The following is a 14699-nucleotide window of genomic DNA, read 5'->3' on the forward strand; positions in this document are numbered from 1 at the left end:
GCAGCGATGCGCCCGTTTTGCGTTTCGGCCTGCGGCCTACTGCGTCCAGCGAACCTGCGTCAGGTCATTGGCCTGCGTCGGCGCATTTTCCCACAGCCCTTCCAGCCGCGCATCCGCGACGCCAGTCTTGGCCAGCTGGAACAGATAGCCGTTCACACTGTCCTCGGCGATCATCTGCTGGGCCTGCGCATACAGATCCGACCGCTGATCGGGGTCGACGGTAGTGTTCAGATCCTCGATCAGGGCGGCGAATTCCGGGCGCTGATAGTGGAAATAGTAATCGGGCCGGGCATAGATATCGATGTCCAGCGGTTCGGTATGGCTGACGATGGTCAGGTCGAAATCGCCGCCCTTGAACACCGTTTCCAGCCACTGCGCCCATTCCATATTGGTGATCTGCGTCTCGATTCCGACGGCGCGCAACTGCGCGGCAATGATCTCGCCGCCGCGACGCGCATATGACGGCGGCGGCAGGGCAAGGCGCAGCGACAGGTCGCTGATCCCCGCCTGGGCCAGCAACGCCCTGGCCTGTTCCGGGTCATGGGCAGATGACGCGGTCAGATCGACGTAATCGGGATGGTGCGGCGCGAAATGGCTGCCGATGGGCGTGCCATAGCCGAACATCGCCCCGTCGATGATATCCTGCCGGTTGATCGCATGGGCGATCGCGCGACGTACGGCCACGTTGTCCAGCGGCGGCTGGGCATTGTTCATCGCCAGAATCGTTTCACCCTCGGTCGTGCCGACGATCACCTTGAAGCGGGGATCGGCTTCCAGCTGTGGCAGGGTCTCGGGCGCGGGGAAGTTCGGAAAGGCCTGCACATCGCCCGACATCATCGCCGCAAAGGCCGCTGTCGGATCGCTGATAAAGCGGAAGGTCGCGGATTTCAGCGCCGGCGCATCGCCCCAATAGCCGTCAAAGGCCGTCAGCGTGACCCGGTCGCCCTGAACCCACTGTTCCAGACGGAACGGCCCGGTCCCGATGGGCGCGGTCGCCAGGCTGTCGGCGCTGGCCGGATCGACCATCACCGCATCGCCCCAGGCCATCTTGAACGGAAAATTCCCGTCAGGCGCGGACAGGGTGACGCGAACCGTCAGCGGATCCAGCGCCTCGACATTTTCGATGCCCTGAAACAGCACCTTCTGTGCATTGGTGGAATCTTCGGCCCGTGCCCGATCCAGCGAAAAGACCACATCCTCGGCATCGAAGCTGTTGCCATCGTGGAAGGTCACGCCATCATGCAGGTGAAAGACATAGATCTTGCCGTCCTGTTCGACGTCCCAGCGTTCGGCAAGCCCCGGCTGCACGCTGCCATCGGGGCCGAAACGGGTCAGGCCCTGAAAGACATTGGCATAGACCACCTCGTCGATGGCGGCGGCCGCCCCGCCGGTGGGGTCAAGGTTCGGCGGCTCCAGCACCATGCCAAGCGTCAGGCTGTCCTGCGCCGTGGCCGCACCGGCCATCAGCGCCACGGACGCCGCCGTCGTGATCAGGAAATGTCGCATCAGCCGCCCCTTGTTTCAATGACATGGGCGGATCATTCAACGGATCGGAAAACGGCGCAAGCCGCGCCTTAGCGGCGTTGCGGGATCAATTGCTGCGCCGCGCCCGCGACCAGAAGCCAGATCGAGGTCACGACCAGCCCCCAGATCGCCCAGCTGGAGGGATGGAAATCGACCCATGCCGCCCGCGCCGCGAACACCACCCACAATATCGCGATCGGCAGCGACACCGCGCGCCAACGTTCAGTGCGGACGGGGTGGATGAACTTGATATTGGTGAACATCGCGATGGTCAGCACCACGACAACCAAAAGGATGATCAGCCAGTGCGGGCTGGTCGCGAACAGGACCAGCACCACCATGTTCCAGCAGCCGGGAAAGCCGGCAAAGGAATTGTCGGTCGTCTTCATCCGCGTGTCCGAAAAATACAGCACGCTGCCATAGACGATCACGATGATCGCGAACCATCCGGTCCAGCCCGACAGCAATCCCGACCGAAACAGCGCATAGGCCGGGATGAAGACATAGGTCAGATAGTCGATGATCAGGTCCATCAGGACCCCGTCATACATCTTCCAGTTCTTCTTGACCTCGTAACGCCGCGCCAACGGGCCATCGACGCCATCGACGGCAAAGGCCACGACCAGCCACAGAAACATCAGCGACCATTTCTCATCGACCGCGGCCAGCATGGCCAGCATCGACAGAACGGCGCCGGTGGCGGTCAGAAGATGGACGAAAAGGGCTTTGTGACGCAATTCCATCCGTCACCTTTGTCAGTTTGATGAACCCGCTGCAACATGCTTGGCGAATTATCGCAGGATCGGCGGCCCCTTGGGGCGCGGCGCGGGCGCAGGCTGGGGATCGGCCATGTCAAAGCGCAGCGCGGCGGCGGGGAAGTCCTGATCGGTAAAGCTGATATCGACGCCACCGGCCTGTTCGGGCAGGAAGGCCAGCGTTTCTGCCAGCGCCTTGGCGATGGCGGGCTGGCGGTCAGGCGCGGCCCCCGCGATCAACAGCAGGTGGGCCGAGGGACCTTCTGCGCCCTGCACCCCGGCCAGCGCCGCGCCGGTGATCAGCCCGCGCATGTCGCCCAGTCGTTGCGCCAAGGGTTCGGCCAGATCGGCGACGACCTGTTGGGCAGGCGCCGCCAGACGCAGCCGCGCCTCGGCCTGTTCGGGGCTGTGCGACAGCGCCCCGGTCAGCCAGTCCAGCGTGGCGGCGTCCAGCAACATCTCGGAGGGATGGCCGGGATTGACCAGCAGGCCCGTGCCCGCATCGCGCAGGATCCCCGCCAGCACGCGGCCCGGCAGCGCGGCATAGGCCACCGGCCCGCCAAAGAACTCGGCCAGCCGATCTTCGCTGTCGCAAGCCAGCGCGACCTGCGCCGCCTCCAGCGGGAAGGTCCGAAACTCGATATCGTCGCCCACCGGTTCGGCGGTCAGCGCAACCGACAGTTCTGTATCGGCAAGCCGCGACAGCATGCGCGCCCGAAGCGGCGCGGGGGCATCGTGAAAGGAAATGGTCGCAAGTTCATCAAGCGCGGTCATGATCTGCACTTTCGGCTGGGATGCCCCTGCCCTATCCTTGCCCGATCCGTGGAACAAGCCCGGGCCCTGACGAAGCTGTTATTTTCACCTCATTCCGCACCGTGATCTTATCACCGCCATGAAACGCCGCGATTTCCTAGCCGGGGTCACATCGGCCCCCTTTCTTGCCGCCCCCTATCGCGCAAGGGCCACCACGCTGCCCGATCTACTGCAGGATGCCGGGCAGCTGGAACAGCTGCGCGCGGTCGCCATCTGGCGCGGCGGCGAGGAAATCGCAGCGCAGGGGTTCCACGGATTTGGTCCCGACGACCCGACGAATATCAAATCGGCATCGAAATCGATCATCTCGGCGCTTGCGGGCATGGCCATCGGGCGCGGTCTGCTGGAAGGCGTGAATCAGCCCATCGCGCCGATCCTGCGCGACCAACTGCCCCCCGACCCCGATCCGCGACTGGATCAGGTCACGCTGGGGCATCTGCTGTCGATGCAGGCGGGGCTGGAACGGCAATCCGGCACGAACTATGGCCGCTGGGTCAGCAGCGGTAACTGGGTTCAGGCGGCACTGGCGGCCCCCTTCACGCAGGATCCCGGCGGGCGGATGCAGTATTCGACCGCCTCGACGCATCTGATTTCCGCGATTCTGACGCGGGTCAGCCGCCGCCCGACGCTGTCGCTTGCGCGCGATTGGCTGGGGCCTGTGCCCGGTTTTGCGATCAATGGCTGGGATCAGGACCCGCAGGGGATCTATCTGGGCGGCAATCAGATGAGCATGTCGACGCGGTCGCTGCTGGCCTTCGGGGCGCTTTACGCCGCCGACGGCCGCGCGGGCGGGCGCCAGATCCTGCGACCCGAATGGATCGAGGCCAGCTGGCAACCCCGCACCCGATCGGTGTTTACCGGACAGGGCTATGGCTATGGCTGGTTCCTTGCCCGTCTGGAACGTCGGCAGATTCGCTTTGGCTGGGGCTATGGCGGGCAGATGATCTATGTCGCGCCGGCCAGCGGCAATGACCCTGCCGTCGCCATCGCCATCACATCGGACCCCGATCAGCCTTCGGCCCGGACGGGCTATCGCGACCAGTTGCACGATCTGGCGCGCCAGATCCTGCGACAGGTCTAGACCTGGGGCCGCGGCATCGCCGGGGACAAGCCCCGGCGACTGCCATTACTCAATAATATCGCCGGCCTGGAAGTTACCCAGATTGCCAAGCAACTGACCGATCAGCGAAATCTCAGTAATGCCGGTATCGGTCACACGGCGCGACAGGGTGACGACACGGCCCTGTTCAAGGCCGAAGCGTTCCACATTGCTGACGACACCGCCCTGCGTGAAGGAAATCGCGACGACCTCGCGGTTGACTTCCTCGGGTTCGGCGGCGCCGAAATGTTTCCAGCGGGACCCGACATAGAACCAGCCCGATCCGGTCAGCAGCCCCTGCGCGGTGGGGCGACCGATCAGGTCCGGAAGTTGATCGACGGTAGTTTCCCCGACCACGACCTGTTGCAAGTCCAGTTCGGGCGGCACATAGCCGTGATTACGATAAACGGGGGCGCAGGCTGCAAGCGCAAGACAGGCCGCAACGGCCATGATCAGCAGGTGCCGGATGACGGCCATTAAAATTCATCCTCTGTTCGGGCGGTTGACGCGGCCCGTCACGCTTAGCAAACTCGCACCCGGCGCTCAAGAATATCCATCTGCGGGAAGGTTTTGCGCCAAACCTCGCCATTTGCAACCGCAGACCGACGCCCAGAGGCCCATCATGTCCGCAAGCATTCCCAAACCGCAGCGCCTGCGCGTGGCACATCTGAATCCCCGCGTGCCGACGGAATTCGACCTGCAGCCGGACGACGTCACCCGTGCCGCCATCACCGAGGAACTGGATCTGGAGGGTCTGCCGAAACTGCGCTTTCAAGGACAATTGCGCGCCGACGGTGCCGATTCCTGGGTGCTGGACGGCACCCTGACCGCGCAGGTCGTTCAATCCTGCATCATCACGCTGAAACCGGTGCGCAGCACGATCCGCGAAACCGTCGCCCGGCATTATACCCCGCATCTTGGCGAACCCGAGGGCGAAGAGGTCGAAATGCCCGATGAAACGCTGGAGCCGTTGGGACAGTTCATCGACCTCTCGGCCGTCATGATCGAGGAACTGGCGCTTGCGCTGCCCGAATATCCGCGTGCCAGCGGCGCCGAATTGCCCGGCAGCGCGGTCGAGGATGCCCCCGAAGCCGATACCCGCCGCCCCTTTGCGGATCTGGACAAGCTGCTGAAGGGCGGCGGTGAACAGTAAAACCGCGTGATCGTTGCGTCCGGGCCACAGTATCGCGCAGCAAATACTTGCAAGGCATCGCGAATCCGCCTATGCGGATCGCCTTGCCGGGCCGCCCATGCGTCATTCCGGCGGTCACGCGACTGCAAGGGCTTGCGGGCGCGTCCGTCATGGCGTATCTGCGCGGTTCATTTACGAATTCAAAACTCATGGTGCGCTGGCTGGAACGGCTCCGCACCCAGCAAACCGAGGTTGTGACATGGCTGTCCCTCAGAATCGCGTCACCCGCTCCAAGCGCAACATGCGTCGTGCGCATGACTCTCTGGTCGCCGGGAACCCGAACGAATGCTCGAACTGCGGCGAGCTGAAGCGTCCGCATCACGTCTGCCCGTCCTGCGGCCATTATGCTGACCGTGAAGTGGTCGCACAGGCCAACGAGATCGATCTCGACGACGACGCAGCCTGATCGGGTCGCGACAGCTACTGCTGATGACCACCGATTCGCCCAATGCAACACCACGCGCCCAGCCAAAACAGGGCAGCGTGGTGATATCCGTTGACGCGATGGGGGGTGATCGCGGCCCTGCGGCCGTTGTGGCCGGCATGGCGCTGAGCGCGGTCAAGAACCCCGAGATTCGCTTCATCGTCCACGGTGACCACGACCAGTTGCATGCGCTGATCCAGCGCAAGCGCGAACTGGCCGGACGCTGCGACATTCGCCATGCCGACGGCGTGGTGACGATGGAGGACAAGCCCAGCCAGATCGTGCGCAAGGGCAACGGCACCTCGATGTGGTCCGCCATCGAATCGGTCAAGCAGGGCGAGGCGGAAGTCGCGGTCAGCTGCGGCAATACCGGCGCGCTGATGGCGCTGTCGATGCTGCGCCTGCGCAAACTGCCCGGTGTGAACCGCCCCGCCATCGCCTGCCTTTGGCCGTCCCGCAATCCGGGCGGCTTCAATGTCATGCTGGATGTCGGCGCCGATATCCGGGCGGATGCCCCTGACCTGCTGCAATATGCGCTGATGGGCGCGTCCTATGCCCGCAATGGTCTGGACATCGAAAACCCGCGCATCGGCCTGCTGAATGTCGGCACCGAAGAACACAAGGGCCGGGCCGAACTGAAGCAGGCACATGAACTGCTGACCGCCTCGGCCGAGGCCGGGAATTTCCGCTATGTCGGCTTTGTCGAGGGCGGCGATCTGCCCTCGGACCGCGTGGATGTGATCGTAACCGACGGTTTTACCGGCAATATCGCCTTGAAGACCGGCGAAGGCACGGCCAAGCTGGTCGGCGACTTTCTGAAAGACGCCTTTGCCAAATCGATCATGTCGAAATTCGCAGCCCTTCTGGCGATGACATCGCTGCGCCGCTTGCAAAAGCGCATCGATCCGCGCCGTGTGAATGGTGGCATCTTTCTGGGTCTGAACGGAACGGTGGTGAAATCGCATGGCTCGGCGGATGCGACCGGCGTGTCGGCGGCGATCAAGCTTGCGTTCCAACTGACGAAATCCGGCTTTCAGGACCGGCTGGCCGCGCGCGTCGCGCAAGGTGCCGCCGCTTTGCCCAAAGCCGAAGACAGCGGTGAGGCGGCAAGTTGACACGACGTTCGGTGATTCTGGGCACGGGGCATTACCTGCCCGAGCGTGTCGTCGAAAACAGCTGGTTCGAAGAACGGCTGGACACCACGGATGAATGGATCCGCAGCCGTTCCGGGATCGAACGTCGTCATTTTGCCGCCGAGGGACAGACCACCAGCGATCTGGCGATTCGCGCTGCGAAGGCGGCATTGGAAAAATCGGGCCTCAACGTCGATCAACTGGACGGTATCGTCCTTGCGACCTCGACCCCGGATTTCACCTTCCCTGCGGTTGCGACCATGGTTCAGGCCGGGCTGGGCATGACCCGCGGCTTTGCCTTTGACGTGCAGGCCGTCTGCGCGGGCTTTGTCTTTGCCCTGGCGAATGCCGATGCGATGATCCGCGCCGGTCAGGCCGACCGCGTGCTGGTCGTCGGCGCCGAGACATTTTCACGGATCATGGACTGGACCGACCGGTCGACCTGCGTGCTGTTTGGCGATGGCGCGGGCGCGGTGGTTCTTGAGGCGCAGGAAGGTCAGGGCGACAGCAATGATCGCGGCATTCTGGCCAGCGACCTGAACAGCGACGGCCAGTATCGCGAATTGCTGTATGTCGATGGGGGCGTTTCCTCGACCGGGACGGCGGGACAATTGCGCATGCAGGGCAATCTGGTCTTCCGTCATGCGGTGGACAAACTGTCGAAGACCGCGAACACGGTTCTGGGCCGCGCCGGTCTAAGCGCGTCTGATGTCGATTGGCTGGTGCCGCATCAGGCCAATGCCCGGATCATCACCGGCACCGCCCAGAAGATGGGCCTGCCGATGGACAAGGTCGTGCTGACCGTGGCCGATCACGGCAACACCTCCGCCGCGTCGATCCCGCTGGCACTATCGGTCGCCGACAGTCAAGGCCGCTTCAAGCCGGGCGATCTGGTCCTGACCGAGGCGATCGGCGGCGGGCTTAGCTGGGGCTCGGTCGCGCTGCGCTGGTAAGCGCCTTTATTTCAACAGGGAATCCTTGCTGGCGCGGCGGTTCAACCCGCCTGTTGGCCTGCGGCTGCGATCGCGGCCCGACTGACACTCGACGCAAAGCTGAACGCCCGGAATCGCCCGGCGTCGTGCCTCGGGGATCGGGTCGTCGCATTCGGCGCAGAACCGGGCCGAGGGGGTATTGCCGACACGTTCGGCCCGCTGTCTGGCGCGGGCCACGGCTTCGGCCGTGCTGATTTCGATCTGTTCGTTGACCGCGTCGTCGCGGGCCCAGCCACCTGCCATGACAGCCCTCCTTTCCTGACCCTCAAGATAGGTGCCGCTGGGTCACTTTGCAAAGACGTCAGAGATGCTGACCGTCCGGTTGACACCCCACAAGGCTTTGGCAAGACTACGCATCATGCAGGTGCAGAAACCGCACCACAGACCTTGGGGAGGGTCCCACATTGCCGATCATTCGGGTGATCGACGGTATCAATGAGACCGTCGGCCGTATCGTGTCGATCGTTGCGATCGTCTTCGCGGCGATCATTATCTACGACGTCTTCATGCGCTATTTCCTGGGCGAGCCCACAAGATGGGCCTTCGACCTGACAAAACAGCTATACGGGTTCTATTTCATCATGCTGGGGGGGTACGCGCTGCGTCACCAATCGCATGTGAAGGTCGACCTGCTGACCGAACGCCTTGCGCCGGGGATCCGCCGCTGGGTCGAGGCGGCGGGCTATGTCATCTTCTTCTTTCCGTTCGCCTGGGTGTTCGCGCGGCGCAGCTTCGACTTTGCGATGACCTCGTACAATCAGGGCGAACTGACCTATGGCGCGGTCCAATTGCCGGTCTATCCGCTGAAGATGGCGATGTTCGTCGCGGCGGTCCTGCTGCTGATCCAGGGGGTCAGCGAATTTCTGAAACTGGTCCTGAACAAGGCCGACCACCTCGAACCGCAGGAGCCGATGGATGTCCGGTGAAACGATTGCCCTGATCATGTCGGGCCTACTGTTGCTGGGCCTGTTCATGGGACACCCGCTGGCCATGGTGCTGGGCGGGACCGCCGTTCTGGGCGCCGTGATCGCCGGCAAGCCGATGGTGCTGGGCATCGTCATCAACCGGATCTTCGGTGACGTGCTGGACAATTACGTCCTGATCGCGATCCCGCTTTTCGTGCTGATGGCGCGCTTTCTGTCGGATAGCGGCGTGACCGACAAGATGTTCGAGGCGCTGCGCCACCTGATGTCGCGCGTCACCGGCGGACTTGGCCTTGCCGTGGTGTTCATCTCGATTCTGCTGGCGGCGACGACCGGCATCATCGGCGCCTCGATCACCGTGATGGGCATGATGGCGCTGCGCCCGATGCTGCAATACGGCTATGACAAGCGGCTGGCGACCGGGCTGATCGCCTCGTCGGGCTGCCTTGGCATCCTAATTCCGCCGTCGATCATGCTGATCCTGATGGCATCCTATGCGCCCGGCCTGTCGGTCGGCCAGCTTTTCGCCGGTGCGATGATTCCGGGCGTAGTTCTGGGGCTGATGTATGCGATCTATGTCGCGGCGATCGCCTGGTTCAAACCCGAATGGGCCCCGCCCGTCACCGACGAGGAACAGATCAGCCGCGGCGCCATGTGGCGCATGCTGATCGTCGAGGCGGTGCCGCCGCTGGTCCTGATCTTGGGCATTCTGGGCTCGCTTCTGGCCGGTATCGCGACCGCCACCGAAGCCAGCGCCATCGGCGCCGTTCTGGCCCTGCTGATCGTGATCCTGCGTGGCCGCTTTGAATGGCGGACCTTCTATTCGGCGCTACTGGAAACCGGCCGCACCTCGGCCATGATCCTGTTCATCGTCGTCGGCGCGACCGCCTTTACCGGGGTGTTCAACATCACCGGCGGGCTGCGCGCCAGTCAGGACCTGATCCGCGGTCTGGCCGACGATCCCTACACGCTGGTCGCGGTGATGCTGCTGGTGGTGTTCATTCTGGGCATGTTCCTGGACTGGACCGGGATCGTTCTGCTGTCCTTCCCGATCTTCCTGCCGCTGGTCAGCGAAATGGGGATCGAGCCGCTGTGGTTCGTGATCCTGATGGCGGTGGTGCTGCAGACCAGCTTCCTGTCGCCACCCTTCGGATACGCGCTGTTCTATATGCGGGCCATCGCCCCGCCCGAGGTTCAGACCACCGATATCATCAAGGGCGTCCTGCCCTTCATCGGCCTGATCATCGTGATGTGCGCCATGATCATCCTGTTCCCGGGACTGGTCACCTGGCTGCCAGCCACGCTTTACGGCGGCTGATCCGCGAGACAATCAATACTCAACTCGGAGGAAACCATATGAAACATCTGCTGACGACCGCTGTCATTGCACTGGGGGCAGCCGCACCCGCGATGGCCGAAAACTGGACCATGACCACGACCTGGCCGTCCAGCCTTGAGCTGATCGAATTCGACAAGCACTGGGTCGAACTGGCCAACAAGCTGATCGACGACGACAAGCTGACCATCGAATTCTACGAAGGCGGCAGCCTTGTTCCGGCGGGTGAAGTGTTCGGCGCGGTCGAATCCGGCACCATTCAGGCCGGCGGCGACTGGCCGGGTTACTGGGCCGGGCGCGACGCGGCCTTTTCGCCCCTGGCGACGACGGCCAGCCTGTTCAACGCCGTCGACTATGTGAACTGGATCCAGGAATGGGGCGGGGCCGAGCTTTATAACGAAGTCTACGGCAAGTTCGGCATGGTCTATCTGCCCTATGGCGTGACCAATAACGAATCGGGCTTCCGCACCGTGGACAAGCCGATTCGCAGCACCGAGGATCTGCAGGGTCTGCGTCTGCGTCTGTCGGGTCTGGAACAGGGCAAGCTGCTGGAAAAACTGGGCGGCAATCAGGTCAGCATGGCTGGCGGGGAAATCTATCAGTCGCTGGAACGCGGCGTGATCGACGGGGCCGAATTCTCGACGCCGAATGTCGACTTTTCGGGCGGCTTCCAGCAGGTGACCAAATACTGGTCCACACCCGGCTGGCACCAGTCCTCGTCGATCTTCGGCGTGATGATCAACAAGGCGGCATGGGACGCGCTGGACGACGAAACCCGCGAACGTCTGGAAATCGCCGCCGATGCGACCCTGCTGTGGAGTCTGGCCTTCACCGAAAAGCGTGCAACCGAAGCCGTTGCGCAGTTCAAGGAAGCCGGAACCGAGATCAACCGCCTGGACGATGCCACGCTGGAACAGATCCAGACCATGGCCAACGAGACCATCGAAGAGGTCGCCTGCGAAAATCCGCTATCGGCCAAGGTCTATGCCAGCCAGGTCGGCTATCTGCAGGATTATTCCAGCTGGCGTGACGCCTCGGCCCCGTTCAATCTGGGCCGCACGCCGAATGGCCCGGATCTGGCCAAATTGCAGGAATGCGCCCAGTAATCTGGTCGCCACAAAGCTGCAAGTCACGGGCGGGGAACGTTTTCCCCGCCCTTCTCGTTGACAGATCGCGGAAAGGTAACCATCCTTCCACTATCAGAAAGGGAACAGCATGGGCGACAAGACGCTGACGCGGATGGATCTGGCAGAGGCGGTATTTCGGGATGTGGGACTGTCCCGTCACGAATCCGCTCAGTTGGTCGAATCGGTTCTTGACCATATCTCGGACGCCCTGGTGAAGGGTGAACAGGTCAAGATTTCCTCCTTTGGCACGTTCAGCGTGCGTGACAAGAACGAACGGATCGGCCGCAATCCCAAGACCGGGGAAGAGGTCCCGATCACGCCCCGCCGCGTCCTGTCCTTCCGGCCTTCGCATCTGATGAAGGAACGCGTCGCCGCTGGCAACAAAGACTGACGGCGCAAGGATTTATGCAAAAGAACGCGGACGCATTTCGGTCGATCGGTGAGGTAGCCAAGATCATCGGTGTTGCGCCGCATGTGCTGCGCTATTGGGAAACGCAATTTTCCCTGCTGCGCCCGATGAAGCGCCCCGACGGGCGCCGCTATTACCGTCCTGACGATGTCCGGCTGGCCGCTGGCCTGTGCGAGCTGTTGCGCGAAGAGGGGCTGACGATTCGCGGCGCCAAGAAGCTGTTGGCACGCGATCGGGGCGAATCGGTCCGGCAGCGCGGGGCGGCCAAGCTGGCCGAGGCCGCAGCGCCCGCCGCAGATCACGCATCCACCGCCGATGAGGACCTGCCCATGACCGTCCCCCGAGCACGCCGCCGCCGTCGCCCGCAATCCGAAGGCGCCGCCCTGCCCCTGTTTGCCGAACCGGACGACAATGGCACGATCTGGCTGGCCCGGCTGGCTGCGTTGGCCACGCGGCTGCGCGATCAGGACCGGCTGCCCGACCCGGCCGCGGAACAGGCGATCCGGCTGCAAAACGCGGTGCTGCGGCTCTATCCCGCCTGACATGTCGATTTGGTAAAGATTTCCGTCACTCGGCCCTTGTGCAGCCCGCCCGCTTCACTCTATATGGCGCTCGTCGGGCCGTGGCGCAGCCTGGTTAGCGCGTCCGTCTGGGGGGCGGAAGGCCGCGAGTTCGAATCTCGCCGGCCCGACCATTCCGAAAACGCCCATCTCCGTTTGCCGGGGGTGGGCGTTTCCGTTTCCGGCGTTCAGGTCCATCGCGACCATGGCTTTGGGGGAAGGCATGAACGGCGTCCTGCCTGACAGCGAAATCCGCAACCTGATCGACACGGGCGTCATCAGCGCCGAACCCGCGATCATTCCCGAACAGATCCAACCCGCCAGCCTTGATTTGCGGCTGGGCACCACCGCCTATCGCCTGCGCGCCAGCTTTCTGGCCGGGCGCGGCAAGCGGATCACGGATCGGCTGGCCGATTTCCAGATGCATCAGATGGACCTGTCCAACGGTGCGGTGCTGGAACGCGGCTGCGTCTATCTGGTACCGCTGATGGAACGTCTGCGCCTGCCGCAGGGACTTGCCGCGGTGGCGAATGCCAAATCCTCGACCGGGCGGCTGGACCTGCTGACCCGGCTTGTAACCGATGACGGGACCGAATTCGACCGCCTTCCCGAGGGTTACGACGGCCCCCTTTACGCCGAGATCTGCCCGCGCAGCTTTTCCGTTCTGGTGCGGCCGGGTATGCGCCTGAATCAGCTGCGCCTGCGCCGGGGGCAGGCCGTGCTAAGCGATCAGGAACTGCGCAGCCTGAACGACCGCGAACCACTGGTGGAAGGCGATGCCCTGATCGATCACGGCCTTGGCTTTTCGGTCGATCTGCGCCCGACCACCGGCGATCTGGTCGGCTATCGGGCAAGACCGCATAGCGGCGTGATCGATCTGGACCGGATCGGCGCCTACCCCGCCGCCGATTTCTGGGACGAACTTCACAGCACCGATGGCCGCCTGATTCTGGACCCCGGCGCGTTCTACATCCTTGTCAGCCGCGAATCGGTGGCGATTCCCGCGGATTTCGCCGCCGAGATGGCACCCTATCTGGCGATGGTCGGCGAATTCCGCGTTCATTACGCAGGCTTCTTCGACCCCGGTTTTGGCATCGGCGCCTTCGGCACGGGCGCGCGCGGCGTCCTTGAGGTGCGCTGCCACGAAGCGCCCTTTGTGCTGGAACATGGGCAGGTCGTCGGGCGCCTGGTCTATGAACGCATGGCCGCGCGCCCTCAGCGCCTTTATGGCGCGGATATCAAGTCGAACTATCAGGGCCAGGGTCTGAAACTGGCCAAGCAGTTCGCCTGACCCGCGCTATAGCGGCCCCGTCTGCCACAACCGCACCTTCAGCCCGCCATGGGCGACGATCGGTCCAGTCGGCTTGAACGGCAGTCCCGTCGCCTTGGCAAGGCCGCCCTCGCTGGTGACGATCCCCACCCGCCAACCCGCAAAGCGGCTGCGAAACACCTCGCCCATCTGCGCGTGCAGGCCAAACAGCGGCCCCTTGTTACCGATCCGCGCGCCGTAGGGCGGGTTCACGATGACAATTCCCGGCGCGCAGTCGGGTGCCTGCAGCTTGTCGATGGCAAGACAGTCGAAATCGCACAAATCCGCAACCTGCGCACGGTCGGCGTTCTGACGGCTCATCCGGATCGCCCCGGCATCGCGGTCGCGCCCGAAGAAACGGCCTGCGGCGACCTTGCGCGGCTGAACGGCAGCCCGCATCGCGTCCCAGCGGGCCGCATCAAAGCTTGCCAGATCCTGGAATGCGAAATCGCGGCTGCGGCCGGGCGCCATCCCCGACGCGATCTCGGCGGCCTCGATGACGAAGGTGCCCGATCCGCACATCGGGTCCAGCACGGTCTGCGACCCGTCATAACCCATCTCGCGCAGGAACATCGCGGCCATCGTTTCGCGCATGGGGGCCTTGGCCACGGCTTCCTTGTGACCGCGCTTGTGCAGCGAGGGGCCGGTCGTATCCAGACTGATGGTGACCAGATCATCCTCGATCCGCAGTTTGACGGTGATCGCGGCATCTGCGGCGATAGGTGCGCCCAGTTCCTCGGCAATCGCACGCTCGATCCGCTGCGTTGCGGCGCCTGCATGATAGATGCGGCTGGCGCGGCAGGTCGCCTCGACCTTGACGGGCAGATCGGGGCACAGCACCTGTGCCCAGGGAAACTTGCGCCCACGCTTGTCCAGCTGTGCCAGATGCAACGCACGGAAACTGCCCACGCGGGCCAGAACCCGTGTCGCGCCGCGCAGCATCAGATTCGCCCGCCAGACATCGTCCCAGCCGCCGCGTATGGTCACGCCGCCGGGTTGCAGCTCGGCCCCGTGCCAGCCCAGATCGCGCGCCTCGGCGGCCAACGGTGCTTCCAGACCCGGCGTCGCCACCAGGAAGATATCGAAATCAGTATCGCTCATCC

The 14699-nt window shown here is 63.7% G+C and carries 17 protein-coding genes and 1 tRNA gene; 12 read left to right on the forward strand and 6 right to left on the reverse strand.

The window, feature by feature from the left end:
* Positions 1–36 precede the first annotated feature (36 nt).
* From BMX67_RS00815 to BMX67_RS00825, 3 genes are all read right to left on the reverse strand, one after another.
* Entirely contained in the window at positions 37–1506 is a 1470-nt protein-coding gene (locus BMX67_RS00815; RefSeq protein WP_090731734.1) for an ABC transporter substrate-binding protein, read from the reverse strand.
* A gap of 68 nt (positions 1507–1574) precedes the next feature.
* The gene (locus BMX67_RS00820; protein ID WP_090731735.1) at positions 1575–2267 is read right to left on the reverse strand and encodes a CDP-alcohol phosphatidyltransferase family protein; all 693 of its coding nucleotides are present in this window, start codon (positions 2265–2267) and stop codon (positions 1575–1577) included.
* A gap of 48 nt (positions 2268–2315) precedes the next feature.
* Positions 2316–3053, reverse strand: a complete 738-nt coding sequence (locus BMX67_RS00825) for an SseB family protein (protein WP_090732180.1) — start codon at positions 3051–3053, stop codon at positions 2316–2318.
* 118 nt (positions 3054–3171) lie between these two features.
* Here BMX67_RS00825 and BMX67_RS00830 point away from each other — a divergent pair, with 118 nt between their 5' ends.
* On the forward strand, positions 3172–4173 hold the full coding sequence (locus BMX67_RS00830; protein WP_090731737.1) for a serine hydrolase domain-containing protein: 1002 nt from the start codon (positions 3172–3174) through the stop codon (positions 4171–4173).
* 45 nt (positions 4174–4218) lie between these two features.
* Here BMX67_RS00830 and BMX67_RS00835 read toward each other — a convergent pair whose 3' ends face one another.
* Positions 4219–4668 (reverse strand): outer membrane protein assembly factor BamE, encoded by a 450-nt coding sequence (locus BMX67_RS00835; RefSeq protein ID WP_090731739.1) that lies wholly within the window; start codon positions 4666–4668, stop codon positions 4219–4221.
* Positions 4669–4849: 181 nt separating this feature from the next.
* Here BMX67_RS00835 and BMX67_RS00840 point away from each other — a divergent pair, with 181 nt between their 5' ends.
* The 4 genes from BMX67_RS00840 to BMX67_RS00855 all read left to right on the forward strand — a co-directional run bounded on the left by BMX67_RS00840 (position 4850) and on the right by BMX67_RS00855 (position 7893).
* Positions 4850–5344 (forward strand): YceD family protein, encoded by a 495-nt coding sequence (locus BMX67_RS00840; protein WP_245739029.1) that lies wholly within the window; start codon positions 4850–4852, stop codon positions 5342–5344.
* A gap of 238 nt (positions 5345–5582) precedes the next feature.
* Positions 5583–5789 carry a 50S ribosomal protein L32 gene (rpmF, locus tag BMX67_RS00845; RefSeq protein ID WP_090731742.1) on the forward strand — a complete coding sequence of 69 codons (207 nt, stop codon included), beginning with the start codon at positions 5583–5585 and terminating at the stop codon, positions 5787–5789.
* Between the two features lie 23 nt (positions 5790–5812).
* A complete protein-coding gene (plsX, locus tag BMX67_RS00850; protein ID WP_090731743.1) occupies positions 5813–6922 on the forward strand; it encodes a phosphate acyltransferase PlsX in 1110 nt (369 codons plus the stop codon).
* Entirely contained in the window at positions 6919–7893 is a 975-nt protein-coding gene (locus BMX67_RS00855) for a beta-ketoacyl-ACP synthase III (protein ID WP_090731745.1), read from the forward strand. Before plsX ends, BMX67_RS00855 begins: the two co-directional genes overlap by 4 nt.
* A gap of 6 nt (positions 7894–7899) precedes the next feature.
* Here the strand turns inward: BMX67_RS00855 and BMX67_RS00860 are convergent, their stop codons facing one another.
* The gene (locus tag BMX67_RS00860) at positions 7900–8175 is read right to left on the reverse strand and encodes a DksA/TraR family C4-type zinc finger protein (protein WP_090731746.1); all 276 of its coding nucleotides are present in this window, start codon (positions 8173–8175) and stop codon (positions 7900–7902) included.
* A 161-nt stretch (positions 8176–8336) separates the two neighbouring features.
* Between BMX67_RS00860 and BMX67_RS00865 the strand changes: the two genes are divergently transcribed.
* The 7 genes from BMX67_RS00865 (at position 8337) to BMX67_RS00895 (ending at position 13578) form a co-directional block, all read left to right on the forward strand.
* A complete protein-coding gene (locus tag BMX67_RS00865) occupies positions 8337–8858 on the forward strand; it encodes a TRAP transporter small permease subunit (RefSeq protein ID WP_090731747.1) in 522 nt (173 codons plus the stop codon).
* A complete protein-coding gene (locus BMX67_RS00870) occupies positions 8848–10173 on the forward strand; it encodes a TRAP transporter large permease (RefSeq protein ID WP_175479769.1) in 1326 nt (441 codons plus the stop codon). The genes BMX67_RS00865 and BMX67_RS00870 overlap by 11 nt, the downstream gene beginning before the upstream one ends.
* Before the next feature lie 38 nt (positions 10174–10211).
* Complete coding sequence (gene dctP / locus BMX67_RS00875) at positions 10212–11297, forward strand: TRAP transporter substrate-binding protein DctP (RefSeq protein ID WP_090731749.1); 1086 nt, start codon at positions 10212–10214, stop codon at positions 11295–11297.
* A 109-nt stretch (positions 11298–11406) separates the two neighbouring features.
* Positions 11407–11709, forward strand: coding sequence for an integration host factor subunit alpha (gene ihfA, locus BMX67_RS00880; protein ID WP_090731750.1), 303 nt, complete (start codon positions 11407–11409; stop codon positions 11707–11709).
* Positions 11710–11723: 14 nt separating this feature from the next.
* Positions 11724–12269 (forward strand): MerR family transcriptional regulator, encoded by a 546-nt coding sequence (locus tag BMX67_RS00885; protein ID WP_090731752.1) that lies wholly within the window; start codon positions 11724–11726, stop codon positions 12267–12269.
* A gap of 74 nt (positions 12270–12343) precedes the next feature.
* A tRNA-Pro gene (locus tag BMX67_RS00890) sits at positions 12344–12421 on the forward strand.
* 89 nt (positions 12422–12510) lie between these two features.
* On the forward strand, positions 12511–13578 hold the full coding sequence (locus tag BMX67_RS00895; RefSeq protein ID WP_090731753.1) for a 2'-deoxycytidine 5'-triphosphate deaminase: 1068 nt from the start codon (positions 12511–12513) through the stop codon (positions 13576–13578).
* 6 nt (positions 13579–13584) lie between these two features.
* On the opposite strand, the gene BMX67_RS00900 is transcribed toward BMX67_RS00895, so the two are convergent.
* Complete coding sequence (locus tag BMX67_RS00900) at positions 13585–14697, reverse strand: THUMP domain-containing class I SAM-dependent RNA methyltransferase (RefSeq protein WP_090731755.1); 1113 nt, start codon at positions 14695–14697, stop codon at positions 13585–13587.
* Between the last annotated feature and the right edge of the window lie 2 nt (positions 14698–14699).

Source organism: Paracoccus homiensis (assembly GCF_900111675.1).
Taxonomy (GTDB): Bacteria; Pseudomonadota; Alphaproteobacteria; order Rhodobacterales; family Rhodobacteraceae; genus Paracoccus; species Paracoccus homiensis.

What these genes read in the sequence shown, in the direction of transcription:
- plsX (WP_090731743.1), top strand. Translation starts at nt 5,813, where the DNA reads ATGACCACCGATTCGCCCAATGCAACACCACGCGCCCAGCCAAAACAG.
- ihfA (WP_090731750.1), top strand. Translation starts at nt 11,407, where the DNA reads ATGGGCGACAAGACGCTGACGCGGATGGATCTGGCAGAGGCGGTATTT.
- dctP (WP_090731749.1), top strand. Translation starts at nt 10,212, where the DNA reads ATGAAACATCTGCTGACGACCGCTGTCATTGCACTGGGGGCAGCCGCA.
- BMX67_RS00815 (WP_090731734.1), bottom strand. Translation starts at nt 1,506, where the DNA reads ATGCGACATTTCCTGATCACGACGGCGGCGTCCGTGGCGCTGATGGCC.
- BMX67_RS00860 (WP_090731746.1), bottom strand. Translation starts at nt 8,175, where the DNA reads ATGGCAGGTGGCTGGGCCCGCGACGACGCGGTCAACGAACAGATCGAA.
- BMX67_RS00835 (WP_090731739.1), bottom strand. Translation starts at nt 4,668, where the DNA reads ATGGCCGTCATCCGGCACCTGCTGATCATGGCCGTTGCGGCCTGTCTT.
- BMX67_RS00895 (WP_090731753.1), top strand. Translation starts at nt 12,511, where the DNA reads ATGAACGGCGTCCTGCCTGACAGCGAAATCCGCAACCTGATCGACACG.
- BMX67_RS00825 (WP_090732180.1), bottom strand. Translation starts at nt 3,053, where the DNA reads ATGACCGCGCTTGATGAACTTGCGACCATTTCCTTTCACGATGCCCCC.
- BMX67_RS00885 (WP_090731752.1), top strand. Translation starts at nt 11,724, where the DNA reads ATGCAAAAGAACGCGGACGCATTTCGGTCGATCGGTGAGGTAGCCAAG.
- BMX67_RS00900 (WP_090731755.1), bottom strand. Translation starts at nt 14,697, where the DNA reads ATGAGCGATACTGATTTCGATATCTTCCTGGTGGCGACGCCGGGTCTG.
- BMX67_RS00830 (WP_090731737.1), top strand. Translation starts at nt 3,172, where the DNA reads ATGAAACGCCGCGATTTCCTAGCCGGGGTCACATCGGCCCCCTTTCTT.
- BMX67_RS00870 (WP_175479769.1), top strand. Translation starts at nt 8,848, where the DNA reads ATGTCCGGTGAAACGATTGCCCTGATCATGTCGGGCCTACTGTTGCTG.
- BMX67_RS00820 (WP_090731735.1), bottom strand. Translation starts at nt 2,267, where the DNA reads ATGGAATTGCGTCACAAAGCCCTTTTCGTCCATCTTCTGACCGCCACC.
- rpmF (WP_090731742.1), top strand. Translation starts at nt 5,583, where the DNA reads ATGGCTGTCCCTCAGAATCGCGTCACCCGCTCCAAGCGCAACATGCGT.